General features: G+C 68.1%; 26 protein-coding genes and 1 tRNA gene. 13 read left to right on the top strand and 14 right to left on the bottom strand.

Annotated features, from left to right (window positions below; translation table 11 throughout):
- From K344_RS0104880 to K344_RS0104860, 5 genes are read left to right on the top strand one after another with little or no spacing between them, the layout of a single operon-like run.
- Nucleotides 1–678: an urease accessory protein UreF gene (locus K344_RS0104880; RefSeq protein ID WP_028079716.1), complete on the top strand. Its 678-nt coding sequence runs from the start codon at nt 1–3 to the stop codon at nt 676–678.
- The gene (gene ureG, locus K344_RS0104875; RefSeq protein ID WP_028079715.1) at nt 675–1,337 is read left to right on the top strand and encodes an urease accessory protein UreG; all 663 of its coding nucleotides are present in this window, start codon (nt 675–677) and stop codon (nt 1,335–1,337) included. The genes K344_RS0104880 and ureG overlap by 4 nt, the downstream gene beginning before the upstream one ends.
- Nucleotides 1,337–1,918: a HupE/UreJ family protein gene (locus tag K344_RS0104870; protein WP_028079714.1), complete on the top strand. Its 582-nt coding sequence runs from the start codon at nt 1,337–1,339 to the stop codon at nt 1,916–1,918. Before ureG ends, K344_RS0104870 begins: the two co-directional genes overlap by 1 nt.
- Before the next feature lie 29 nt (nt 1,919–1,947).
- Nucleotides 1,948–5,340, top strand: a complete 3,393-nt coding sequence (locus tag K344_RS0104865; protein ID WP_245586112.1) for a hybrid sensor histidine kinase/response regulator — start codon at nt 1,948–1,950, stop codon at nt 5,338–5,340.
- Nucleotides 5,337–6,266: a response regulator transcription factor gene (locus tag K344_RS0104860; RefSeq protein ID WP_028079712.1), complete on the top strand. Its 930-nt coding sequence runs from the start codon at nt 5,337–5,339 to the stop codon at nt 6,264–6,266. Before K344_RS0104865 ends, K344_RS0104860 begins: the two co-directional genes overlap by 4 nt.
- Nucleotides 6,267–6,312: 46 nt before the next feature.
- Here K344_RS0104860 and ptsP read toward each other — a convergent pair whose 3' ends face one another.
- The 9 genes from ptsP to K344_RS0104815 all read right to left on the bottom strand — a co-directional run bounded on the left by ptsP (nt 6,313) and on the right by K344_RS0104815 (nt 13,602).
- Nucleotides 6,313–8,046, bottom strand: a complete 1,734-nt coding sequence (ptsP, locus tag K344_RS0104855) for a phosphoenolpyruvate--protein phosphotransferase (protein WP_028079711.1) — start codon at nt 8,044–8,046, stop codon at nt 6,313–6,315.
- 115 nt (nt 8,047–8,161) lie between these two features.
- Complete coding sequence (locus K344_RS0104850; protein WP_028079710.1) at nt 8,162–8,428, bottom strand: HPr family phosphocarrier protein; 267 nt, start codon at nt 8,426–8,428, stop codon at nt 8,162–8,164.
- Between the two features lie 13 nt (nt 8,429–8,441).
- Entirely contained in the window at nt 8,442–8,849 is a 408-nt protein-coding gene (locus tag K344_RS0104845) for a PTS sugar transporter subunit IIA (RefSeq protein WP_028079709.1), read from the bottom strand.
- Nucleotides 8,846–9,724, bottom strand: a complete 879-nt coding sequence (gene rapZ / locus K344_RS0104840; protein WP_028079708.1) for an RNase adapter RapZ — start codon at nt 9,722–9,724, stop codon at nt 8,846–8,848. Before rapZ ends, K344_RS0104845 begins: the two co-directional genes overlap by 4 nt.
- Before the next feature lie 108 nt (nt 9,725–9,832).
- Nucleotides 9,833–10,408: a hypothetical protein gene (locus K344_RS20300; protein WP_245586111.1), complete on the bottom strand. Its 576-nt coding sequence runs from the start codon at nt 10,406–10,408 to the stop codon at nt 9,833–9,835.
- Nucleotides 10,409–10,442: 34 nt separating this feature from the next.
- Entirely contained in the window at nt 10,443–10,901 is a 459-nt protein-coding gene (locus K344_RS0104830; protein ID WP_028079707.1) for a PTS sugar transporter subunit IIA, read from the bottom strand.
- Nucleotides 10,902–11,154: 253 nt separating this feature from the next.
- Complete coding sequence (gene hpf / locus K344_RS0104825; protein WP_028079706.1) at nt 11,155–11,475, bottom strand: ribosome hibernation-promoting factor, HPF/YfiA family; 321 nt, start codon at nt 11,473–11,475, stop codon at nt 11,155–11,157.
- Between the two features lie 48 nt (nt 11,476–11,523).
- Entirely contained in the window at nt 11,524–13,023 is a 1,500-nt protein-coding gene (locus tag K344_RS0104820; RefSeq protein ID WP_028079705.1) for an RNA polymerase factor sigma-54, read from the bottom strand.
- A 93-nt stretch (nt 13,024–13,116) separates the two neighbouring features.
- Nucleotides 13,117–13,602 (bottom strand): DUF4399 domain-containing protein, encoded by a 486-nt coding sequence (locus K344_RS0104815; protein WP_028079704.1) that lies wholly within the window; start codon nt 13,600–13,602, stop codon nt 13,117–13,119.
- Nucleotides 13,603–13,887: 285 nt separating this feature from the next.
- Between K344_RS0104815 and K344_RS24785 the strand changes: the two genes are divergently transcribed.
- Both K344_RS24785 and K344_RS23830 read left to right on the top strand, forming a co-directional pair.
- The gene (locus K344_RS24785) at nt 13,888–15,534 is read left to right on the top strand and encodes a DEAD/DEAH box helicase (protein WP_084197006.1); all 1,647 of its coding nucleotides are present in this window, start codon (nt 13,888–13,890) and stop codon (nt 15,532–15,534) included.
- Entirely contained in the window at nt 15,531–15,689 is a 159-nt protein-coding gene (locus tag K344_RS23830; protein WP_157622772.1) for a hypothetical protein, read from the top strand. Before K344_RS24785 ends, K344_RS23830 begins: the two co-directional genes overlap by 4 nt.
- A 79-nt stretch (nt 15,690–15,768) precedes the next feature.
- On the opposite strand, the gene rpiA is transcribed toward K344_RS23830, so the two are convergent.
- Complete coding sequence (gene rpiA, locus K344_RS0104800; protein ID WP_028079703.1) at nt 15,769–16,437, bottom strand: ribose-5-phosphate isomerase RpiA; 669 nt, start codon at nt 16,435–16,437, stop codon at nt 15,769–15,771.
- Nucleotides 16,434–17,159 carry a YggS family pyridoxal phosphate-dependent enzyme gene (locus tag K344_RS0104795; protein WP_028079702.1) on the bottom strand — a complete coding sequence of 242 codons (726 nt, stop codon included), beginning with the start codon at nt 17,157–17,159 and terminating at the stop codon, nt 16,434–16,436. Before K344_RS0104795 ends, rpiA begins: the two co-directional genes overlap by 4 nt.
- Before the next feature lie 106 nt (nt 17,160–17,265).
- Here K344_RS0104795 and K344_RS0104790 point away from each other — a divergent pair, with 106 nt between their 5' ends.
- From K344_RS0104790 to K344_RS0104765, 6 genes are all read left to right on the top strand, one after another.
- Nucleotides 17,266–18,309 carry a type IV pilus twitching motility protein PilT gene (locus tag K344_RS0104790; RefSeq protein WP_028079701.1) on the top strand — a complete coding sequence of 348 codons (1,044 nt, stop codon included), beginning with the start codon at nt 17,266–17,268 and terminating at the stop codon, nt 18,307–18,309.
- Between the two features lie 28 nt (nt 18,310–18,337).
- Nucleotides 18,338–19,504, top strand: a complete 1,167-nt coding sequence (locus K344_RS0104785) for a PilT/PilU family type 4a pilus ATPase (protein WP_028079700.1) — start codon at nt 18,338–18,340, stop codon at nt 19,502–19,504.
- A gap of 62 nt (nt 19,505–19,566) precedes the next feature.
- A complete protein-coding gene (locus K344_RS0104780; protein WP_043113822.1) occupies nt 19,567–20,628 on the top strand; it encodes a PilT/PilU family type 4a pilus ATPase in 1,062 nt (353 codons plus the stop codon).
- Nucleotides 20,629–20,902: 274 nt separating this feature from the next.
- Complete coding sequence (gene rplM, locus K344_RS0104775; RefSeq protein ID WP_028079698.1) at nt 20,903–21,331, top strand: 50S ribosomal protein L13; 429 nt, start codon at nt 20,903–20,905, stop codon at nt 21,329–21,331.
- A 15-nt stretch (nt 21,332–21,346) separates the two neighbouring features.
- Nucleotides 21,347–21,745: a 30S ribosomal protein S9 gene (rpsI, locus tag K344_RS0104770; RefSeq protein ID WP_028079697.1), complete on the top strand. Its 399-nt coding sequence runs from the start codon at nt 21,347–21,349 to the stop codon at nt 21,743–21,745.
- Between the two features lie 66 nt (nt 21,746–21,811).
- Nucleotides 21,812–21,885, top strand: a tRNA-Gln gene (locus K344_RS0104765).
- Between the two features lie 67 nt (nt 21,886–21,952).
- On the opposite strand, the gene K344_RS0104760 is transcribed toward K344_RS0104765, so the two are convergent.
- From K344_RS0104760 to K344_RS0104750, 3 genes are all read right to left on the bottom strand, one after another.
- Entirely contained in the window at nt 21,953–22,438 is a 486-nt protein-coding gene (locus K344_RS0104760; RefSeq protein WP_028079696.1) for a hypothetical protein, read from the bottom strand.
- Between the two features lie 11 nt (nt 22,439–22,449).
- Nucleotides 22,450–22,905: a YHS domain-containing (seleno)protein gene (locus tag K344_RS0104755; RefSeq protein ID WP_028079695.1), complete on the bottom strand. Its 456-nt coding sequence runs from the start codon at nt 22,903–22,905 to the stop codon at nt 22,450–22,452.
- A gap of 104 nt (nt 22,906–23,009) precedes the next feature.
- Nucleotides 23,010–24,110, bottom strand: coding sequence for a D-alanine--D-alanine ligase family protein (locus K344_RS0104750; RefSeq protein ID WP_028079694.1), 1,101 nt, complete (start codon nt 24,108–24,110; stop codon nt 23,010–23,012).
- Between the last annotated feature and the right edge of the window lie 5 nt (nt 24,111–24,115).

The following is a 24,115-nucleotide window of genomic DNA, read 5'->3' as shown; positions in this document are numbered from 1 at the left end:
ATGCAAGGCGCCGCCCTGCAGCTGCTGCTGAGCTGGACCTCGCCGAGCTATCCGGTCGGCGCGTTCAGCTACAGCCATGGGCTCGAGTGGGCGGTCGAACGCGGCGACGTGCGCGACGTCGACACGCTGGCCGACTACGTGCGCGCGGTCCTGCGGCGCGGCGCGGCCTGGCTCGACGCCGTGCTGTTCGCGCACGCCTGGCGGTCGGCGGCCGACACGGCGGCGCTCGACGCGATCGCCGAACTCGCCGCCGCGCTGCGCGGCACCAGCGAGACGGCGCTGGAAAGCCGCCAGCAGGCGCAGGCCTTCCTGCAGGTCACCGGCCGCGCCTGGCCGAACGCCCTGTTCGATGCGTTCGCGCGGCGCCAGCGCGGCAGGCCGCAGTCGCACGCGGTGGCGATGGCGGTGGCCTGCGCCGCCCACGGCATTCCCCTGGCGCCGGCCTTGCATGCCTATCTGCATGGCTTCGCGGCGAACCTGATCTCGGCCGGCGTGCGTCTGGTGCCGCTCGGCCAGACCGACGGCCAGATCGCGACGGCGCGCCTGGCCGCCGACATCGCCGAGGTCGCCGCGTGCGCGCCGCAGTGCGCGCTCGACGATCTCGGCAGCGCCGCACCCTTGCTCGATCTGTTCTCGATGCACCACGAAACCCAGTACACGAGGCTGTTCCGCTCATGAACCTTTCCCTGAACGAAGCACCGCCGCGCGCGCACGGCCCGCTGCGCGTCGGCATCGGCGGCCCGGTCGGCTCCGGCAAGACCTCGCTGACCGAGCGCCTGTGCAAGCTGCTGCGCGGGCAGTACGACATCGCCGCCATCACCAACGACATCTACACCAAGGAAGATGCCGAGATCCTCACCCGCACCGGCGCGCTGGTGCCGGAGCGCATCATGGGCGTCGAGACCGGCGGCTGCCCGCACACGGCGATCCGCGAGGATGCGAGCATCAATCTGGCGGCGATCGACGACATGGTCGGCCGCTTCCCGACGCTCGAAGTGATCTTCATCGAAAGCGGCGGCGACAACCTCGCGGCGACCTTCTCGCCGGAACTCGCCGACATCACGATCTACGTGATCGACGTGTCGGCCGGCGACAAGATCCCGCGCAAGGGCGGGCCCGGCATCACGCGCTCCGACCTGCTGGTCATCAACAAGATCGATCTCGCGCCGCTGGTCGGCGCCTCGCTGGACGTGATGGACCGTGACGCGAAAAAGATGCGCGGCGCGCGGCCGTTCCTGTTCAGCAACCTCAAGGAGAACCGCGGCCTGCACCAGATCGCGGCGTTCATCATCAAGACCGGCGGGCTCGAGGCCCGCCCGCTGCCGGAGACGATCTGATGTCGCGCAAGACCGCTGCCTTCCTCGCCCTCGCGCTGCTCGCCGCCGCCGCGCCGGCCTTCGCGCATCCCGGCCATGATCTGCCGGGCGCCGGCTTCGTCGCCGGCCTCCTGCATCCGCTGTCCGGCTTCGATCACTTGCTGGCGATGATCGCGGTCGGCGTGTGGGCCGCCCAGCTCGGCGGTCGCGCGCGCTGGATGGTGCCGCTGGCCTTCGTCACGGTGATGGCGATCGGCGCCGCGACGGCGCTGGCGGGCTTCGCGCCGCCGCACGTCGAGGCCGGCATCAGCGCATCGCTGCTGGTGCTCGGGCTCTTCGTCGCCACCGCCGGCCGCCTGCCGCTGGCCGCCGCGCTGGCGCTGACCGGCGCGTTCGCCTTCTGTCACGGCGCCGCGCACGGCAGCGAGCTGCCGGCGCTCGCCGATCCGCTGCTGTTCGCGGCCGGCTTCATGCTGGCGACGGCGCTGCTGCATGGCGCCGGCCTGGGTATCGGTTACGCTGCGCAGCGCCGGCATCACTGGCTGGCTCGGGCGGCCGGCGTGCTGACCGCGGCCGGCGGCCTGGTGCATGCCCTGGCCTGAACATCGTTCAACGAAGAACGGAGAGTGGGGTGGGAGCGACGGTCGAGCCGAAGCTGCGACAGCGCATCGTTCGCGAGCGACGCCAGTACAACAAGTGGGCGGCGAGCCAGACGCTCGAGGACTACGCGCTGCGCTTCACCGCCGAAAAGGCGCGCAAGCGCGGCTCGTTCGTCATCGCCAGCACCGCGCTCGGCGCGATCTCCTTCCTCGCCTGCGAGGCGATCGGCGGCAGCCTGACCCTGCAGTTCGGCTTCACCAACGCGATGTGGGCGATCGTCGTGGTCTGCGCGCTGATGTTCGTCATCGGCCTGCCGATCGCCGGCTACGCGGCGCACTACGGGCTGGACATCGACCTGCTGACGCGCGGCGCCGGCTTCGGCTACATGGGCTCGACCATCACCTCGCTGATCTACGCCTCGTTCACCTTCCTGCTGTTCTCGATCGAGGCCAGCATCATGTCGCAGGCCCTGCACATGGTGACCGGCATGCCGCTGTGGATCGCGCACCTGGTCAGCGCGCTGGTGGTGATCCCCATCGCCATCTACGGCATCAGCCTGATCAGCCGCGTGCAGCTGTGGACGCAGCCGGTGTGGCTGATCCTGCAGCTCGCGCCGCTGGTCTGGCTGCTCGTCTACAGCCGCGACGATCTCGCCGGGTTGCGCGCTTACGGCGGCGCGCGCGGCAACGCGAGCGGCGCGTTCGATCTGTCGCTGTTCGCGATCGCCGCCTCGACGCTGCTGTCGCTGCTGCCGCAGATCGGCGAACAGGCCGACTACCTGCGCTTCCTGCCGGATCGCCGCCGCGTCGGCGCCTGGCGCTGGTGGACCGCCCTGCTGAGCACCGGGCCGGGCTGGGTGTTCATGGGCGGCCTCAAGCTGGCCGCCGGCGGCCTGCTCGCGTACTTCGTGCTGCAGAAGGGCGTGCCGGCCGACGAGGCGGCGCAGCCGGTGCAGATGTTCTTCATGGCCTTCCGCGAGATGCTCGGATCGCCGGCCGCGGCGCTGCTGCTGACCGGCGTGTTCATCGTCACCTGCCAGATCAAGATCAACGTCACCAATGCCTATGCCGGCTCGATCGCCTGGTCGAATTTCTTCTCGCGGCTGACGCACGCACATCCCGGCCGCGTCGTCTGGCTGGTGTTCAACGTGCTGCTTGCGCTGCTCTTGATGGAGATCGGCATCGCGCGCGTCATCGAGGGCATCCTCGTGCTGTACGCCAACTTCGCGGTCGGCTGGATCGGCGCGCTGACCGCCGATCTGGTCGTCAACAAGCCGCTGAAACTCTCGCCGTCCTACATCGAGTTCAAGCGCGCGCATCTGTACGACATCAATCCGGTCGGCGTCGGCAGCATGCTGGCGTCGATCGTCGTGTCCTCGGCCGCCTTCTTCGGTGTGTTCGGCGCGCTGCCGCAGGTGCTGTCGCCGTTCATCGGTTTCGGCGTCGCCTTCCTGCTCGCGCCGCTGATCGCCTGGGCCACCGGCGGCCGCTACTACCTTGCCCGCCAGCCCGGCGGCCTGCCCGAGGGCGAGCACGAAATCCGCTGCACGATCTGCGAGAACCATTTCGAGCGCAGCGACGTCGCCATGTGCCCGGCCTACAGCGGACCGATCTGTTCGCTGTGCTGCACGCTCGAAGCGCGCTGCCACGACGTCTGCAAGGAGGACAGCCGCTTCGGCCAGCAGATCGCGCGCGTGCTCGACGCGATCCTGCCGCAGCGCGTCGGCGAGTCGGTGCGGCTGGCGAGCATCGGCCAGTTCCTCGGCATCCTGTTCCTGTTCACGATCGCCATCGGCTGCCTGCTGTCGTTCATCTACTGGCAGTACATCGCCATCGCGCCGCAGGCGCGCGAAGTCGTCGGCAGCACGCTGTGGGTGGTCTTCCTCAGCCTGCTGATCTTCTCCGGCGTGGCGTCCTGGCTGCTGGTGCTCGCGCACGAGAGCCGCAATGCCGCGCTCGGCGAGTCGGCGCGGCAGACGGCGATGCTGATGGACGAGATCGAGGCGCACGAGCGCACCGACGCGGCCCTGCAGAAAGCCAAGGAAACCGCCGAGGCCGCCAACGAGGCGAAGAGCCGCTACGTGGTCGGCATCAGCCACGAGATCCGCTCGCCGCTGAACTCGATCTACGGCTACGCGCAGCTGCTCGAACGCGAGACCGGCGCGCCACCGCAGAGCGCGATCCGCGTGATCCGCCGCAGCGCCGAGCATCTGTCGAACCTGGTCGACGGCATGCTCGACATCTCGAAGATCGAGAGCGGCCAGCTGCGCCTCAACCGCGACGAGGTGCGCCTGCCGGAATTCCTCGAACAGATCGTCGACATGTTCCGCCTGCAGGCCGCCGCCAAGGGCATCGAATTCCGCTACGAGCGGCCGCCGTGGCTGCCGCCGATCGTCCACGTCGACCAGAAGCGCCTGCGGCAGATCCTCATCAACCTGCTGTCGAACGCGATCAAGTTCACCGATCGCGGCCATGCGGCGCTGACCGTGCGCTACCGCACGCAGGTCGCCGAGTTCGAGATCGCCGACAGCGGCATCGGCATCCGCCCGCAGGACACCGAGCGCATCTTCATGCCCTTCGAGCGCGGCGGCATGCCGGGCGTGCGGGCGACGCCGGGCGCCGGGCTCGGGCTCGCCATCACCAAGGTGCTGGTGCAGATCATGGGCGGCGAGATCGCCGTGCACAGCACGCCGGGCGAGGGCAGCCGCTTCGTCGTGCGCCTGCTGCTGTCGGCGGCCGCGCACGGCGCCAGCGCGTCGCCGCCGCCGCGGCGGCGCATCGTCGGCTACGAAGGCGAGCGGCGGCGCGTGATGCTGGTCGACGACGATCCCGCGCATCTCGACCTGCTGCGCAATCTGCTCGAGCCGCTCGGCTTCGAACTGTTCCTCGCCCGCGACGGCGAGGCGGCCGTCGAGCTGGCGCGCCAGTGCCGGCCGCATCTGGCGACACTCGATCTGGCGATGCCCGGCATGGGCGGCTGGCAGGTCGCCGAGGCGCTGCGCGCGCTCGATCTGCCGGACTTGCGCATCATGATCGTCTCCGCCAACGCCTACGAGCTGCGTCGCGGCGGCGAAGCCGGCGAGGCGCACGACGCCTTCCTGACCAAGCCGCTCGATGTCGATTTCTTCCTCGACCGCGTCGCCGCCCTGCTCGCGCTCGACTGGCGCCACATCGACGACGCGCCGCCGCCGCATGCCGAAGTGGTGAGGATGCCGGCCAGCTGCCGCCGCCACCTCGACGATCTGATCCAGCTCGGCCGCATCGGCCACGTGCGCGGCATCCAGGCCAAGCTGCGCGAGATCGCGGCCGAGGATGCCGCGCACGTCGCCTTCACCGCCAGCCTGCAGGAGATGGTGCTGCGCTTCGACCTGACGGCCTACGCGCGCACGCTGGAAGCCGCGCGCGCCGCCGGAGGCACGCCATGAACGCCGCGCAGAGCGGCCGGCGCGACATCGTGCTGGCGGTCGACGACACGCCGGAGAGCCTGAGCCTGTTGACCGACACGCTGGAGGGCGCCGGCATCACCGTGCTGGTCGCCAACGGCGGCGAGAGCTGCCTGGCGCTGCTCGACGAGATCACGCCCGATCTCGTGCTCATGGATGCGGTGATGCCGGGCCTCGACGGTTTCGAGACCTGCCGGCGCATCAAGCGCGAGAAGCTGCTGTCGCACGTGCCGGTGATCTTCATGACCGGCCTGTCGGAAACCGAGGACGTGGTGCGCGGCCTGCAGGCCGGCGGCGTCGACTACGTGACCAAGCCGATCGTCGTCGACGAGCTGCTGGCGCGCATTCGCGTGCATCTCGCCAACGCGCGCAGCGCGCACGCCTCGCGCAGCGCGCTCGACGCGACCGGGCGTTTCCTGCTTTCGACCGATCGTGGCGGCCGCCTGCTGTGGTGCACGCCGCGCGCCGAGCGCCTGCTCGTCGATCTGCTGCCGAGCGGCGGCGAGACGCCGCGCTTCTCCGCCGAAGTGTCGCAGCAGTTCGCGGCGCTGCGCGAGGAAGGCGCGCCGCAGCTGCTGCTCGGCACCGGCGACGGGCGCCGCCTCGAATTCTCCTTCGTCAGCTCGACCGGGCCGGACGAGTTCCTCTACCGCCTGCGCGAGGCGAGCAGCCCGGAACAGCTGCTGCAGCAGCAGACCCGGCTGCTGCAAAGCACGCTCAGCCTGACGCAGCGCGAGGCCGAGGTGCTGCTGTGGATCAGCCGCGGCAAGTCGAATCGCGACGTCAGCGAAATCCTCGGCATCAGTCCGCGCACGGTGAACAAGCATCTCGAACAGGTGTTCGAGAAACTCGGCGTCGAGAACCGCGCCTCGGCGACGGCGCGCGCGGTGCGCATTCTCGCGCAGTAGGCGCGCCGCGCCGCCGCCGGATCGTCCGCCGCGCGCGCTTGCGGCTTCAGATCTCGTCGAGCGCCGCGATGCGGTCGCGCAGCTCCTGCAGGTCGGTGCCGTGCAGCAGCTCGGCGACGGCGCGACGCAGACGGCCGACGTCGGAATCGATGATGATGCGCTTGATCTCCAGCACGCTGGCCGGATGCATCGAGAATTCGGTGAGGCCGAGGCCGAGCAGCAGGCGCGTGTACTTGGGATCGCCGGCCATCTCGCCGCACATCGCCACCGGGATGCCGGCGCCGTCGCCGGCCTCGATCGTGCGGCGGATCAGCTGCAGCACGGCGGGGTGCAGCGGGTCGTAGAGATAGTTGACCTCGTCGTCGACGCGGTCGATCGCCAGGGTGTACTGGATCAGGTCGTTGGTGCCGATCGAGAAGAAGCGCGCGTGGCGCGCCAGCATCGGCGAGGCCAGCGCCGCCGCCGGCACCTCGATGATGGCGCCGACCGGCACGTCGGCGGCGACGGCATGGCCCTCGCCGAGCAGCTCGTCGCGGGTCGCCGCGATCGCCGCGCAGGCCTGCCGGAACTCCTGCAGGTTGGAGATCATCGGCAGCATGATCTGCACGCGACCGAGCGCCGATGCGCGCAGCAGGGCGCGCAGCTGCGTATGGAACAGCTCGGGCTCCTTCAGGCACAGGCGGATCGCGCGCAGGCCCAGCGCCGGATTGTTCGGCGTCGGGCCGGGGCTGCGGCCGGAGTCGACCTGCTTGTCGGCGCCGAGATCGAGCGTGCGCAGCGTGATCGGCCCCGACACCGCCGAGACGATGCGCGCGTAGGCATCGTATTGCTCTTCCTCGCTCGGCAGGTCCTTGCGGTTCATGTAGAGGAATTCGGTGCGGTACAGGCCGACGCCCTCGGCGCCGTTCTCCTCGGCGACCCGCGCGTCCTCGGGCAGTTCGATGTTGGCGAGCAGACGGATCGGCATGCCGTCGCGCGAGACGGCGGCGCGGCCCTTGAAGCGGACGAGGCCGGCGCGGTACTGCGCCTGGCTGCGCTGCTTGGCGCGGTAGAAATCGAGGGCGATGTCGTCCGGTGTCACCAGCACGTGACCCGCTTCGCCGTCGACGATGACCAGCTCGCCTTCGCGCAGCAGGCGGCGCGCGTCGCGCAGGCCGACGATGGCCGGGATGCCGAGGCTGCGCGCCAGGATCGCCGTGTGCGACAGCGGCCCGCCGTATTCGGTGACGAAGGCGGCGACGTGCTGCTGCGCGAGCAGGATGATGTCGGCCGGCGTGATGTCGTCGGCGACGATGACGAACGGTTCGACGCCGTCGCCCTTCGCCGGCAGCTGGCGCTCGGATTTCAGCAGCACGCGCAGGATGCGCGCGCAGACGTGTTCGACGTCGTCGCGGCGCGTGCGCAGGTAGGGATCGTCCATGCGCTCGAAGACGTCGATCAGCGCGTCGCGCGTCCTGCGCAGCGCCGCCTCGGCGTTGATGTGCTGCTGGCGGATGTGCGCGATCGTGGTATCGGTGATCGAGCGGTCATCGAGCATCAGGATGTGCGTGTCGATGAAGGCGGCGACGTCGCTCGGCGTGCCGGCCGGGATCTTGTCGCGCACTTCGTGCAGCTGCTCGCGCGCATGCCGCTGCGCGCCGACGAAGCGCGTGACCTCGCCTTCGAGATCGCCGGCGTCGAGCGTGCGCTCGGGGATGTCGAGATCGCCGGCGTGCAGCTTCTGCACGCGCGCCACGGCGATGCCGCGCGAGACGCCGATGCCGGACAGCCAGAGGCTCATGGCGCGCTCCGCGCGCCGTGATCGGTGCTCGGTGATTGGTGATGGGTCAGGGACGACATGCTTTTTTCCGGGCTTCAAGCGATCTGGCTGTCAACCACTCATCATCAATCGCCCATCACGCTTCTTCATCGAACTTGTTGGCGATCAGCGCCACCAGCTCGTCGAGCGCCTGCGCCTCGTCGGGGCCTTCGGCGATCAGCGTGATGTTCGAGCCCTTGGCGGCGGCGAGCATCATCACGCCCATGATCGACTTGCCGCTGACTTCGCGGCCGTCCTTGCGGATGCGCACGTCCGACTCGAACTTGGAGGCCAGCGTGACGAGCCGCGCCGCGGCCCGCGCATGCAGGCCGAGCATATTGACGATGGGCACGGTGCGTTCCACGAATGTCTCCCGATCAGGATTCCGGCGCCGCGGGGCGCTGGCACAGCATGATGCCGCGCGTGCCGCCTTCGACGGCGTTCTTCGCCATCGCCGGCAGCGCGAGCTTGGGGTAATTGAAGATGCGGATCAGCATCGGCAGGTTGAGGCCGGCGACGACCTCGACGTTGCCGCCTTGCGCGAGCTTGTTAGCGATGTTGCTCGGCGTCGAGCCGAAGGCATCGGTGAGCATCAGCACGCCGCCGCCGCCATCGAGCCGCTCGATCATCTTGCGGCCCTGCGTGATCAGCACCTCGTGCGCCTGCACGCGCCGCACCTCGAGCACGTCGGCGGCGAGCGGCAGCTCGCCCATCATGTCGCGCAGCGTGTCGAGCAGGTAATGCCCGAGCTTGCCGTGCGTGACGAGCAGGACGCCGACGTTCATGCGCGCGTGCCGGCCGCCGGCGCCCACAGCTCGCGATGGCGGATCGTCAGGTTCTCGATGTGGCCGCGGAAGCGCTCGCCGAGCTTCTCGACGAAGTAGACGCTGCGATGCTGGCCGCCGGTGCAGCCGATGGCCACCGTCAGGTAGGCGCGGTCCTGCTTCTGGTATTCCGGCAGCCAGCGTTCGAGGAAGGCGCTGATGTCGGCGAACAGCCGGCCGGTCGCCTCGTGGCCGTCGAGCCATTGCGCGACGGCGGCGTCGCGGCCGGTCAGCTTGCGCAGCTCGGGCTCCCAGTGCGGGTTCGGCAGGATGCGGATGTCGAAGACGAAATCGGCGTCCTCGGGAATGCCGTTCTTGAAGCCGAAGGACATGAACATCAGCGACAGCTTGCCGCCGCTGCCGGGCACCAGGCCCTGGATCTCCTCGCGCAGCGCGTGCAGGTTCTTCTGCGAGGTGTCGATCGTCGCGTCGGCGGCATTGGCGATCGGCGCCAGCAGCTGACGTTCGCGGCGGATCGCCTCGGACAGCGGGCAGTCGCCCTGCGCCAGCGGATGGCGGCGGCGCGTTTCCGAATAGCGCTGCAGCAGCACCGAATCCTCGGCGCGCAGGAACAGCACGCTGACTTCGATGCCCTTGGTGCGCAGCGATTCGAGGTACTTCGGGAAGCGCGCGATCTCGTGTGCGCTCTCGCGCGCATCGATGCCGATCGCCAGGCGCTCGTAGCGGCCGTCGCTGCGCTTCAAGGCGCGGCGGATGAAGATGCTGACCAGTTGCAGCGGCAGATTGTCGATGCAGTAATAGCCGATGTCCTCGTACTGCTTGAGAGCCACCGTCTTGCCGGAGCCGGACAGGCCGCTGATGAAGGCGAGTTTCATAGGCCGGGCCGCGTCAGCGGCCGCCCCGGTCCCGCGTCCGCGCGGCGGGAGCGGGGAGTGCCGCCGGCACCGTGAGGGAAAGGCGATTCAAGCGTGGGGTCGCGGGCGTCACGGCGTATCGTTCTCGTGTTGTTCGCGCTGTTCCTGCTTGCGGATCTCGCGCGACTGCCGTTGCACCAGATCGTCGTCGGCGCGGTAGCCGGCGAGGCGCAGCTGCAGGTCGCGGCATGCGGCTTCGACGAGTACGGCGAGATTATGCCCGAGGCGGATCGGGATGGTGATCTCCGGCAGCTCGATGCCGAGAATGCGCGCGACGCTGCGCCGCCCGCCGAGGCGTTCGAGGCCGCTGTCCCAGACCTCGCGCGGGGCTTCCAGGCGCAGCACCAGGTCGAGCCTGCTGCGGCCGGCGATGCTGGGGGCGCCGTAGAGGCGCGCGATGTTGAGGATGCCGAGGCTGCGCGCCTCGAGGAAGCCGCGCAGCAGGCGCGGCGCGCGGCCGACGACATGGCCGCGGCGCAGCACGAAATCGACGGCGTCGTCGGCGACCAGCTGGTGGCCGCGCGCCAGCAATTCCAGGGCCACCTCGCTCTTGCCGACGCCGCTGGCGCCGCTCAGCAGCACGCCGGTGCCGTGCACCCGCATGAAGACGCCGTGCAGGGTGACGGTGGTGCTCGGCTCGGGCACGGCGCGGCTCCGCCGGCGTGGCTGCGCGATCCGCTCAGGCCGGCGCGTAGTCGCTGATGACCTGGAACAGCGCCTTGTCGTCGGCCGCTTCGCGGGCCTTCTTGCAGAAGGCTTCATCGGAGAACATCTCGGCGATCGCCGCGAGATGCTTGAGGTGCGCCTCGGTCGCGCCCTGCGGCACCAGCAGGCCGAACATCAGGTCGACCGGATGGCCGTCGTGCGCCTCGTAGTCGAGCGGATGCTTGAGGCGCATGAAGGCGCCGATGCTGCCGCCGATGCCGGCGAGACGGCCATGCGGAATCGCCACGCCGTGGCCGAGCCCGGTGCTGCCGAGCTTCTCGCGGGCCGTGAGGCTGGCGAGGACATCGGTCGCCGTCACGCCGTCGAGGCCGCGCGCGAGCGTTTGCGAGAGTTCTTCGAGGGCTTTCTTCTTGCTGGTGAAAGTGTGTCCGAGGCTGACACGGTCCGCGGAGAGAATCTCGGCGATTTTCATGTTTTGGGGATTCCTCTTTTATGGGTCCGGCCACAACGCACGTGAATTCGATCCGGACCCGCGGTCGCGGTGGCCGTATCGATCGCAAACAGGCTCCGACGTGATGGAGACGGCCCGCGCGCACGGTGCCGGGGCACGCCGCGCGGCGGAATCCGGACCGCTTTTCCGGATTCGTTGTTGCCGCCTCAATAACAAAAAACCCGGCCTCAGGGGCCGGGCCTTGGACACCGGTTTGATCCGGGGCCGATTCTACTCAAAGCGCCATGCGCTTGTGGGCTTCCTTCTGATGATGGTCGCGCAGCTTTTCCTTGTGCCGGCGCGTCTGCTGGTCGAGCTTGTCGGCGAGCAGGTCGATGGCGGCGTACATGTCTTCCTGCGTGGCGGCCGCGTGCAGGTTGGTGCCGCTGGCGTGCACCGTGGCTTCGGCGCGCTGGTTGAGCTTTTCGACGGAGAGGATGACTTCAGCTGAAATCAGATGGTCGAAGTGTCGTTCGAGTCGCTTGAGCTTGGTGAGCACGTAATCGCGCATCGGGGCGGTGACGTCGACATGGTGACCAGAGATATTCAGGTTCATCGATCCACTCCTTCTCGGCTGTGAAGCCAGACTGCTACATGGCGCCGGTCATCCCGGCGGTTTGCGCTCGTGCGAGGGGGGTATCCCCAGGCCTTCGCGGTACTTCGCTACGGTTCTTCTTGCAACCTGTATGCCTTCTTTCAAGAGCAGTTCCGACAGGGTCGCGTCGGAAAGCGGGCGCGCAGTGTCCTCGGCCGAGATCATGCGTTTGATCATGGCCTGGATGGCAGTTGCGGAAGCGACGCCGCCGCCCGTGGTCTGGACGTGGCTGGAGAAGAAAAACTTGAGTTCGTACAGCCCACGCGGCGTGAGCATGTATTTGTTCGCTGTGGCTCTCGATACGGTCGATTCATGTATGCCCAGCTGCTCGGCGATGTCGCGCAAAACCATCGGGCGCATCGCTTCGGGTCCATAATCCAAGAAAGCGCGCTGCTCTTCAACTATGGACTGTGCGACCCGCAACAGAGTTTCGTTGCGCGCCTCGAGGCTGTTGAGAAAGTAGCGGGCTTCCTGCAGGTGCTGCTTGAGGACCAGCTGGTCGCGCGAGCTGTCGGCGCGGCGAATCATGCTCTGGTACTGGTTGTTCAGGCGCAGGCGCGGCGTGTGTTCCGGGTTCAGGCCCACGATCCAGCGGCCATTCTTTTTTGAAACAAAGACATCCGGCGTGACGTAATCCGGCTCGTGGGCCTGGAACGGGCGCCCCGGATGCGGCTGCAGGGTCTTGATCAGGGCCAGCGCGGTTTCGATTTCGGCGGACGGCAGGCCGGTGGCGCGCGCCAGCAGGGCGGGATCGCGGCGGGCCAGCAGATTCAGCTGCTCGTCGACCAGCTTCAGCGCGGCATTGATGCCGGGCGTGCGCGCCGGCATCAGTTCGAGCTGCAGGCGCAGGCACTCGCCGAGATCGCGCGCGGCGACGCCGGTCGGCTCGAAGTCCTGGATCTTCTGCAGCACCGCTTCCAGCTCGGCCGGCGTCGCCTCGAACTCGGCCTGCAGGCGTGCCGACAGCTCCGGCCAGTCCGCGAGGTAACCGTCGTCGTTGATCGAATCGAGCAGGTGCTCGGCGAGCTCCGCTTCGCGCATCGTGAACGGCGCCGCGCGCGCCTGTTCGAGCAGATGCTCGTGCAGGCTCTTGCGGCTGTGCAGGTTCGCTTCGAGGAAGTCGCGCAGCTCATCATCGTCGCCGCCGCTGCTGCTCTTGCCGGCGCCGGCGCTGCTCTCGTCGAAGATGTCGCCCCAGTCGGCGTCGACCGGCATCTCCGACGGAATTTCCGCGTTGTCGCGTCCGAGCTCGAGGCTCTGCGGATCGCCGGACGCGTCGCTGGCGGCGGTCGCGGCTTCGCTCTCGGCGACGGCCTCGGCCCCGGCGGGAATTTCCGCTTCGAGCGGCTCGGCACCTTCCTCGCGCTCGAGGAGGATGTTCGATTCGAGTGCCTGCTCGATCTCCTGCTGCAGGTCGAGGCTCGACAGTTGCAGCAGGCGGATGGCCTGCTGCAATGCCGGCGTCATCGTCAGCGACTGCCCGAAACGCAGGCCCAGCGTCGATTTCATGCCCTTTTATCTTCTATGAATTGTGATGAACCGCAGAGTGCGGCGGCGGCCGGCAGCAGCCGCTGCCGCGCCGCGCCGGCACCGATGCCTCGCCTACTTGACGGTGATCGTGATCTTGTCCGACTGCACCGAGGGGTTGAACGGCTGGTGTTTCCAGTCGGCGAACAGCAGCTGCAGCGTGTGCTTGCCGGGCTTGAGCGTCAGCGAGGTTTCGGTCTGGCCGCCGCCGAAGTGCTTGATCTGGTCGGTCATCGGCAGCGGCTGGGTGAAGTCGACCGTGGGGTCGTCGATCAGCAGGTGATGATGGCCGGTGCCTTCCTTGTTCATGCCCGCCGGCGCCACGCCGGCATTGGACAGGCCGAACTGCACCTTGACCGGACTGGACACGGTGTCGCCGTCCTTGAGATTGATGAAGTAGACCTTGGCGTTGGCCGGCGCCGGCGTCGCCATGCCGAGCTGTTCGGCGGCCTTGTCGGAGGCCTGCTGCTTGGCCGCGTTCTTCAGGTCCTTCCAGGTATCGGCGTGAGCGGGAAGGACGGCGGACATCGCCAGGGCGGCGAGTGCAAGCATCTTCTTCATGAATCACCTCTTGCGGTGGGGTTGCGCGAGTGACGAAGCCGGGCCGGCACGCGATTTGCGTATCGGCCGGCGACAAGATTAGGTGAAACGCCGGCGCGCCGCTATACTGCGCGCCGTTCGCGAGGCGTCCACCGGTTGACGCTGACGGAATTCCGGCCCAACCATGCGCCGCTTCCGCACCGCCGTGAGCAATGTCGGCGGCGCAGCCGCGACATCGTCCTTGAATCGCACGACCTGAACCGGTCCGCGGAATGATCCGCGCTGCAGGCGTTCAGGAGTTATTGAATGTCATCCGAAGCTACATCCCGGGAAGGGGCCTTCGCCGGCCTCGGCCTCGCATCCGAACTGTTGCGCGCCGTGTCCGACGAGGGCTACACCCAGCCCACGCCGATCCAGGCCCGCGCCATTCCCGAAATCCTCGCCGGCCGCGATCTGCTCGCCGCCGCGCAGACCGGCACCGGCAAGACCGCCGCCTTCACCCTGCCGCTGCTGCAGCGCCTGCACGCCGGCGGCACGCGCGCGGCGCGCAAGCAGGTGCGCATCCTCGTGCTGGTGCCGACGCGCGAGCTGGCCGCGCAGGTGCGCGACAGCGTGCAGACCTACGGCCGCCACGTGCCGGGCATCCGCACCGTGCTGATCTTCGGCGGCGTCGGCATCAACCCGCAGATCGAGCAGCTCGCCGGCGGCGCCGAGATCGTCGTCGCCACGCCGGGCCGCCTGCTCGATCACGTGCAGCAGAAGACCGTCGACCTGTCGCAGGTCGGGACTCTGGTGCTCGACGAAGCCGACCGCATGCTCGACATGGGCTTCATCCACGACATCCGCCGCGTCATCGGCCTGCTGCCGAAGCAGCGCCAGAACCTGCTGTTCTCGGCGACGTTCTCGCCGGACATCCGCAAGCTCGCCGAAGGCCTGCTCAGCTCGCCGGTGACGATCGACATCGCGCCGCGCAACTCGGCGGTGGAAAGCGTCGAGCAGCGCGTGATCTTCGTCGACAAGGCGCGCAAGACCGAGCTGCTGATCCATCTGGCGAAAGGCTACGACTGGAAGCAGACCCTGGTCTTCACGCGCACCAAGCACGGCGCCAACCGCCTCGTCGAGAAGCTGATCAAGGCCGGCATCAACGCCGCCGCGCTGCACGGCAACAAGAGCCAGAACGCGCGCACCAAGGCGCTGGCCGAGTTCAAGGCCGGCGTGGTGCGCATCCTGGTGGCCACCGACATCGCCGCGCGTGGCCTGGACATCGACCAGCTGCCGCACGTCGTCAATTTCGAGCTGCCGAACGTGCCCGAGGACTACGTGCACCGCATCGGCCGCACCGGCCGCGCCGGTAACGTCGGCGAGGCGTTCTCGCTGGTCAGCCCGGACGAGCGCGACGAGCTGCGCGGCATCGAGAAGCTGCTGCGCAAGCAGCTGCCGGGTTTCGAGGTCGACGGTTTCGAGCGCGGCTCGGCATCCGCCGAGCCGGCGGACGCCGAGGCGCCGCGTCCGCCGCGCGACGGCGGCCAGCGGCATCAGCCGCAGCGCCAGGGTCAGCGCGGCGCGCAGCAGCAGGGCCGTGGCAACGGCGGCGGCGGCCGGGGCGGCCAGGCCCCGGGCGCGCAGCGCGCCGGCGGTCCGCGTGACGCGCAGCGCCCGGGCGGCCGTCACGGCGGTCCGCAGGCGCAGCCGGGTCGCCCGCCCGCGGCGCACAAGCCGCGTGACGAGAACGGTGACGTCAACGGCAACGTGATCGGCGTCGTGCACGAGCGCGCGCCCGATCCGTTCGATTCGCCGCGTCGCCGCGGTGGCGCGCCGCAGGCGGGTCGCGGCCATCATGGCGGCAACGGCGGGGGCGGGCGTGGCAACGGCGGCGGGCGCCATGGCGGCGGCAACGCCGGTCGCGGTGGCCGCGGCGGTCAGCGACACGGCGGAGGTCAGGCGGTTCGATGAGCGACAAGCGCAGGAAACCCGGCAAGCCCAAGCGCGAACAGCCGCAGAAGACCTACGGTCCGCCCTCGCGCTTCAACGGCGCCGCCTTCGGCGGCGGCGGACAGGCGCAGAAGTCGGCCGAACATCGCGCCGGCAAGTCGCGCAAGGTGCACTGACTGATCGCGTCGCTCGCGCCGCAGGCGCGCGCGACATGATCTTCTCTCCCCACGTCCGTGGGGAGAGGGAATCGTGGCGTTACGGCTTGATGGTCTTCGCGCCGTCCGCCGTGCCGACGATCAGCACGTCCGCCGGCCGCCGCGCGAACAGGCCGACGCAGACCACGCCGGCGATCAGGTTGATCGCGGTTTCCAGCTGCACCGGATCGACGATGCTCATGCCGTGCAGGTCGATGATGACGTTGCCGTTGTCGGTGACCACGCCCTCGCGCAGCACCGGCCTGCCGCCGAGCCTGACCAGCTCGCGGCCGACGTAGGACTGCGCCATCGGGATCACTTCGATCGGCAGCGGGAACGTGCCGAGCACCTCGACCTGCTTGGACTGGTCGACGATGCAGACGAACCTGCGGCTCGCCGCGGCGACGATCTTCTCGCGCGTCAGCGCCGCGCCGCCGCCCTTGATCAGCTGCAGGTGCCGATTCGCCTCGTCGGCGCCGTCGACGTAGACCGACAGGGTGCCGGTCTTGTTGAGGTCCAGCACCGGGATGCCGATCTTCTTCAGGCGCTCGGTGCTGGCGTTCGACGACGACACCGCGCCCTTGACGTCCTGCGCCAGCTTCTTCTCGGCGAGCAGGTCGATGAAGATGTTGACGGTCGAGCCGGTGCCGACGCCGAGCACTTCGCCCGGTTCGACGTAGGCGAGGGCGGCTTCGGCGGCTTGGCGCTTGGCGAGATCTTGCGGGCTCATGGTCGTGATGGGTGATTCGTGATTCGTGATTCGCGCGGCCCGAAGATGGCCGACCCGATGCGAACGATGGTGGAACCCTCGGCGATCGCCGCTTCGAGGTCGTCCGACATGCCGGCCGAAAGTGTATCGAGTTCGAGGCCGTCGCGGCGCAGGTTCTCGAACAGTTCGCGCAGGGCGCGGAACGGCGCGCGCGGGTCGTCGCCTTCGGCGGGCGGCGCCGGAATGGCCATCAGCCCGCGCAGGCGCAGACGTGGCAGCGCCGCGACGGCGTGGCACAGCGCCGCGCTTTCGGCCGCTGCGCAGCCCGACTTGCTCGCTTCGCCGGAGATGTTGACCTGCACGCAGACGTGCAGGGGCGGCAGCGTGGCCGGCCGCTGCTCGGACAGGCGCTGGGCGATCTTCAGGCGGTCGACGGTGTGCACCCAGTCGAAGGCCTCGGCGATCGCGCGCGTCTTGTTCGACTGGATCGGGCCGGTGAAGTGCCATTCGATCGGCGGCAGCAGCCGCGCATCGGCCAGCCGTGCGCGCTTGTCGAGCGCTTCCTGCAGGTAATTCTCGCCAAAGGCGTATTGCCCGGCCGCGTGGGCGGCGCGGATCGCCGCGGCGTCCTGGGTCTTGCTGATGGCGAGCAGGCCGACCGCGTCCTCCGCGCGTCCGGCGGCGCGGCAGGCCGCGCGGATGCGGCGGCGGACCGCGACGAGATTCGATTCGATGTCGGCCATGTTGCTTGCGGTCGGGATTGCCGATAACGTCGCCGTTCAGCGTCGACCCGGCGGGGGGCGACATTAAACACCAACCGGATGTAGCTTCGCCTCGGGGACGTTTCGCATGGATATCGCGCAGTTGCTGACGTTCAGCGTCAAACAAGGCGCGTCCGACCTGCATCTGTCGGCCGGCGTCGAACCGATGATCCGCGTCGACGGCGACGTCAAGCGCATCAACCTGCCGCCGCTCGGACACAAGGACGTTCATGACATGGTGTACGACATCATGAACGACAAGCAGCGCAAGGCCTGGGACGAGTTCCTCGAAACCGACTTCTCCTTCGAGATTCCGGGCCTCGCGCGCTTTCGCGTCAATGCCTTCAACACCTCGCGCGGCGCCGGTGCCGTGTTCCGCACCATTCCGTCGAAGATCCAGACGCTCGAGGATCTGCGTTGCCCGGCGATCTTCAAGGACATCGCCGAGTATCCGCGCGGCATCGTGCTGGTGACCGGGCCGACCGGCTCCGGCAAGTCGACCACGCTGGCGGCGATGGTCAACCACATCAACGAGAACGAGTACGGGCACATCCTCACCGTCGAGGACCCGATCGAGTTCGTGCATCAGTCGAAGAAGTGCCTGATCAACCAGCGCGAGGTGCACCGCGACACGCTCGGCTTCAACGAGGCCCTGCGCTCGGCGCTGCGCGAGGATCCGGACGTCATCCTGGTCGGCGAAATGCGCGATCTGGAAACGATCCGCCTGGCGCTGACCGCCGCCGAAACCGGCCACCTCGTGTTCGGCACGCTGCACACCTCCTCGGCGGCCAAGACCATCGACCGCGTGGTCGACGTGTTCCCGGCCGCCGAGAAGGACATGGTGCGCGCGATGCTGTCGGAATCGCTGCGCGCGGTCATTTCGCAGACGCTGCTGAAGAAGAAGGGCGGCGGCCGCGTCGCCGCGCACGAAATCATGATCGGCACGCCGGCGATCCGTAACCTGATCCGCGAGAACAAGATCGCGCAGATGTATTCGGCGATCCAGACCGGCGGCAAGGAAGGCATGCAGACGCTCGACCAGTGCCTCAAGGAACTGGTCAAGAAGGGCATGACGTCGCTGGAGGAAGCGCGACTGCGCTCGGCCGATCCGCGCACGTTCTCGCTGAACTGAGGCGGCGCCGCACCAGGAAAGATAAGACATGGACCGCGAACAGGCGATCAAGCTCGTGCAGCAGCTGCTGGCGCTGATGAAGCAGAAGGGCGCCTCGGATCTCTTCATCACCGCCGGCTTTCCGCCGGCGATCAAGCTCGACGGGCAGATGACGCCGGTGATGGAAAAGGCGCTGCCCGGCGAAGCCTCGGCGATGATCGTGCGTTCGCTGATGAACGATCGCCAGATCAAGGAGTTCGAGGCCAGCAACGAGTGCAATTTCGCGATCGCGCCGCCGGGCATCGGCCGCTTCCGCGTCAACGCCTTCGTGCAGCAGGGCCGCGTCGGCGGCGTGCTGCGCACGATCACCACCGAGATCCCGACCTTCGAGCAGCTCGGCCTGCCCGAGCAGATGAAGAAGATCGTGATGGAGAAGCGCGGCCTCGTGCTGATGGTCGGCGCGACCGGCTCGGGCAAGTCGACCTCGCTGGCGGCGATGGTCGGCCACCGCAACCAGAACTCGCGCGGCCACATCGTCACCATCGAGGACCCGATCGAATACGTGCACCCGCATCTAGGCTGCATGATCACGCAGCGCGAAGTCGGCACCGACACCTTCTCCTGGGAGGCGGCGCTGAAGAACACGCTGCGCCAGGCGCCGGACGTCATCCTGATCGGCGAAATCCGCACCCGCGAAGGCATGGAATACGCGGTGAACTTCGCCGAAACCGGGCATCTGGTGCTGGCCACGCTGCACGCCAACTCGGCGAATCAGGCGCTCGATCGCGTCATCAACTTCTTCCCCGAGGAGAAGCGCGAGCAGCTGCTCATGGACCTGTCGCTGAATCTCAAGGCCATCATCTCGCAGCGCCTCGTGCGCAAGGAAGGCGGCGGCCGCACGGCGGCGATGGAGATCCTGATCAACTCGCCGCTGATCGCCGACATGATCTTCAAGGGCGAGGTCGCCGGCATCAAGGAAGTGATGGCGCGCTCGAACGAGCAGGGCATGATCACCTTCGACCAGTACCTGTTCGAACTGTTCGAGGCCGGCACCATCGGCTACGACGAGGCGATCCGCAACGCCGACTCGCAGAACGAGCTGCGCCTGCGCATCAAGCTCGAGTCGACGCGCGCGCGCGCCAGTCTGCTCGAGGACGAGGGCGTGAAGAGAATGCGCATGCGCGAGGACGACAGCGCGACGGTGATGCGGCGCTGACGCGACGCGACACCGCATCACGACCAGCCGTACCCGGAAAAACGCCGCGGGGACATCCAGGCATGCTGAAAATCCTGCCGTACCTGAAACTGTGCGTCGAAAAAGACGGCTCGGACCTGTTCTTCACGGCCAACGCGCCGGCGCAGATCAAGGTGGAGGGTGAGCTCTATCCGATCGGCAAGACGCCGCTGACGCGCGAGTTCATCCGCGAGCTGGCGCACAGCATCCTCTCGCCGGATCAGCAGGCCTGGCTCGATCAGAACCTGGAGATCGATCTGGCCACCGAGGCCGGCGGTCTCGGACGCTTCCGCGTCAACATCTTCCACCAGCGCGGCGCGCTCGGCATGGTGATGCGTTACGTGCGCTCGCAGGTGCCGACGCTCGACGGCATTCCCGGCATGCCGGCGGTGCTCAAGGACCTGATCGCGCAGAAGCGCGGCCTGATCCTCATGGTGGGCGCCACCGGCTCGGGCAAGTCGACGACGCTGGCGGCGATGATCAATCACCGCAACGCCACGCAATCGGGCCACATCCTGACGATCGAGGATCCGATCGAGTTCATCCATCCCAACCAGCGCAGCATCGTCAACCAGCGCGAAGTCGGCCAGGACACCGTCAGCTACGAGCGTGCCCTGAAGAGTGCGCTGCGCGAGGCGCCGGACGTCATCCTCGTCGGCGAGGTGCGCACGCGCGAGACCATGGATGCCTGCATCCAGCTCGCCAACACCGGCCATCTGGCGATCTCGACGCTGCACGCCAACAACGCCTACCAGGCGCTGCAGCGCATCGTGAACCTGTATCCGGACGAACTGCGCGAGCAGCTGTACATGGACCTGTCGCTGACCCTGCGCGCGATCGTCTCGCAGCGCCTCGTGCGGCGCACCGACGGCAGGCGCGTCGCCGCGATGGAAGTGATGATCAACACGCCGTTCATCCAGGATCTCATCCTGCACAAGCGCATCGACGAGATTCGCGCCGCCATGGACCAGTCCTCGGACAAGGGCGTGCAGACCTTCGACCAGTCGCTGCTCGGCCTCTACCGCGCCGGCACCATCTCGCTCGACGAGGCGCTGACCAACGCCGATTCGCGGACCAACCTCGAAGCAAAGATCAACTTTGGGTGAGCAGAACATGAGTGCCTTGAATGGCACTCATGTTCTGCGAACGCCCGGTCAGTGTTCGTCCGGACGAGGCATGACTCGAAGTCATGCCGAGTTAAACGAACACGGCCGGGCAGGGGTCTGATCATTGAGATGAGGTCGCGCCAGGGATGGCGGCGTTGATCCTTCTCGCCCTTGCGCCGGTCTCCGTACCCCCTTACAATCGCGCGCTTTTCGAGGTTCAGGAACGCCTTCGGGCAGTCCGGAACCGAACTATAACTACCGATAGGACTGGACCATGAAGACCATCTTCGCCAAGTCCGAGACCGTCAAGCGCGACTGGTACGTGATTGACGCGACGGACAAGACGCTCGGCCGTTTGGCCACCGAAGTGGCTCGCCGCCTGCGCGGCAAGCACAAGCCGGAATACACTCCGCACGTCGATACCGGCGATTACATCGTCGTCATCAACGCCGAGAAGGTGAAGGCGACCGGCAACAAGCTCAAGGACAAGATCTACTACAGCCACTCGGAATACCCGGGCGGCATCAAGTCGATCACCCTCGAGAAGCTGTTGCAGAAGGCGCCGGAGCGCGCGATCGAGAAAGCCGTCAAGGGCATGCTGCCGGGCGGTCCGCTGGGCTTCGCGCAGTTCCGCAAGCTGAAGGTCTATGCCGGCGCGGAACATCCGCACACCGCGCAGCAGCCGCAGCCTCTCAACATCTGATCCGGTCCGCTACCCATGGCCAAGAACATTGATTACAAGTACGGCACGGGCCGTCGCAAGACTGCTGCGGCGCGCGTGTTCCTCAAGCCGGGCTCCGGCGCGATCACCATCAACGACAAGAGCGTCGAAGACTACTTCGGCCGCGAAACCTCGCGCATGCTGGTCCGCCAGCCGCTCGAAGTGACCGATTCGGTCGGCCGTTTCGACCTCAAGGTCACGGTCGCCGGCGGCGGCCCGAACGGCCAGGCCGGCGCGATCCGCCACGGCATCACGCGTGCGCTGATCCAGTACGACGAAGAGTTCCGCGCGCCGTTGCGCGCCGCCGGTCTCGTCACGCGCGACGCGCGCGAAGTCGAGCGCAAGAAGGTCGGTCTGCACAAGGCCCGCCGCGGCACGCAGTACTCCAAGCGCTGATCGAAGTTCAGCTTGGATTTGGGGGCGGCGCGTGTATACTCGCCGCCCTGCGATTTCCGCTTCGGATGGGGGATCGTCTAATGGCAGGACAACAGATTCTGACTCTGTTTATCTAGGTTCGAGTCCTAGTCCCCCAGCCAATCCGATAAACGACAAGGCCCGCGCGAGCGGGCCTTGTCGTTTCTGTCGTTCTCGCCTCGCGGCGGCTCAGGCCATTCGCGGGCGGCGCAGCAGGCCGAGCAGCAGTTCGCGGCGCAGCCAGATCAGGATCGCGCTGCAGATCCATACGCCGCAGGCGAGCGTGAACAGCTCGCCGCCGTCGCTGCTGCCGTCGGCGTTGATGACGGCGACGCCGAGCGGCGTGAACAGGTGGAAGAAGATCGCGCCGCTGATGACGGCGAGCCCGAGCAGCGCGCCGAGCGCCTGCAGCAGGCGCCAGCGCGCGACGAAGGTGCCGGCGAGCAGCAGCAGCGAGGCGAGGAGCTCCGCGCTGCCGATGACGTGCGCGTTGAACGGCCCGCCGGGCGCGAACAGGCCCGGGAAGCCGAGGCTCGCCGCCCAGGGATCGAGCTTGGTCTGGAAGATGTAGATCGTCTCCGGCGAGTCGCTGAACTTGAAGAACAGCGACTGCACGAAGACGAAGATGACGAAGAGAGCCGGTGCGACGTGGCCGTGACGCTTGATGAAGTCCATGTCCGTTCCCCTCACTTGCGGTTCAATGCCGGCCAGTTGCGGTCGGCGGCTTCGATCAGATGCGCGCGGTCGGCATCCCACTTCGCGCGGATGTCCTTCGAGTAGTTCAGGTACAGCTTGCCATCGACGACGCTGAACGCCTCGGGGTCGACGTCGACGAGCTCATTCTTGGCGCCGACCGCGTACGCGCAATAGCCTCCGTACTGGGGCGCGTAGCGCTGCGGATCGGCCTTGAACAGCTTGAGATGATCGGCGCTCGCGAAACGCCAGCTGGCGTCCTGCCAGCGGTAGCTGTACTCGGCCTTGCCCGGCACGGCCTGATGGTCGGTCTGGTAGGCGACGGCATCGTAGCCGTCGAGGGCCAGCCCGCCGAACAGGGATTTGTTGATCAGCGGGCCTGCCTGCGCGGCGCCGCTGGCGACGCAGGCGAGGACGACAAAGATGCGCACGAGAGTGGAACGCAACATGGCGGGCTCCATGACGGGATGCCGCCATCGTAGGCCGATGACGGCGCGCTGCCTGCGCGCGCGCCGCCGCGATTCATGCGCGATCGTTCAGGCGGTCTTGCGGCTCAGGACCAGGCCTTGCCGCGTTCGAGATCGGCACGGAAGCGGTGCAGCAGCTCGAAGGGTCCGGTGATCGTCGCGCCGCGCGCGGCGTTTTCGGCGCCGATCGCGAAGGCGAGCCGCCATTGCCGGAACATCGAGGCATAGCCGCGGCGCAGCGGTGTGCCGGGGTGGTAGATGTGCGCCGCCTCGGCGGTGACGCCGTTGACCTCGAGGATGCGCAGCTCGCGGCCTTCGCGCAGCGCCGCTTCGGACGGGCACCGCAGGTCGAGGCGGCCGAAGTGAAATCCGGGAATCGCCTCGAACACGCGCGCGACGGCCGCGAGCAGCGCCTCGCTCGCCAGATGCGAGGCGTCGAGGAACAGCGAGCCGCGGCAATGCGCGCCGATCTCGACCAGCGCGAAGCGCTCGCCCGGCGCCGGAATCTCCTGCAGGCGGTCGGCGAAGCGCTGCCACAGCAGCGGCGCGATCAGCCGCGCCCGCGCGTCGTCGGCGATCAGCTCGACCAGCCGCCGCCTGCCGTCGCCGGTGACGCTGGGGAAGCATTTGTGCGTGATCGAATAGAGACGCGGCGCGCCGCTGCCCGGCTCGCGGTAGACGAACAGGCCGAACTCCTCGCCGCCGATGTAGCGCTGCACCAGCACGTCGCCGCTGGCCTGCGTCAGATACGCGCGCAGCGCCGCTTCGTCGCGGATCACGGCGACGCCGCGGCCGCGCGAGCCGATGTCCGGCTTGAGCACGACCGGATAGCCGCCGCCGAGCGCCGCGAAGCGCTGCGCGCGGGCGATGCGCAGCTCGAGCGCTTCGCCGAGCGGCAGCAGTTCGAAATGGGCGACGAGCCCGGGCGCGTTCTGCTGCAGGGCGCCGAGGGCGACGGCCTTGCTCTCGCCGACCACGCCGCCCGAGTCGAAGGCGGGATTGGCGGCGGTGAAGGCGGTCGGGCTGCGGTGGCGCAGGCCGAGCCAGAGAATCCAGGCGATGACCGGGATGTAGAACAGCCAGGCTGGCCAGAACTCCCAGCGCCGCATGCGCGCCCAGCGGATGGCCAGGCGTTCGGTGAGCGGTGCGCGGTAGGGCTGCGCGGCGAGATCGATCGCCTGGCTCACGACGT

The organism is Solimonas soli DSM 21787 (assembly GCF_000474945.1).
Taxonomy (GTDB): domain Bacteria; phylum Pseudomonadota; class Gammaproteobacteria; order Nevskiales; family Nevskiaceae; genus Solimonas; species Solimonas soli.
The sequence above is the reverse complement of the archived record's forward strand: the minus strand, read 5'-3'. Positions and strand labels throughout refer to the sequence as shown.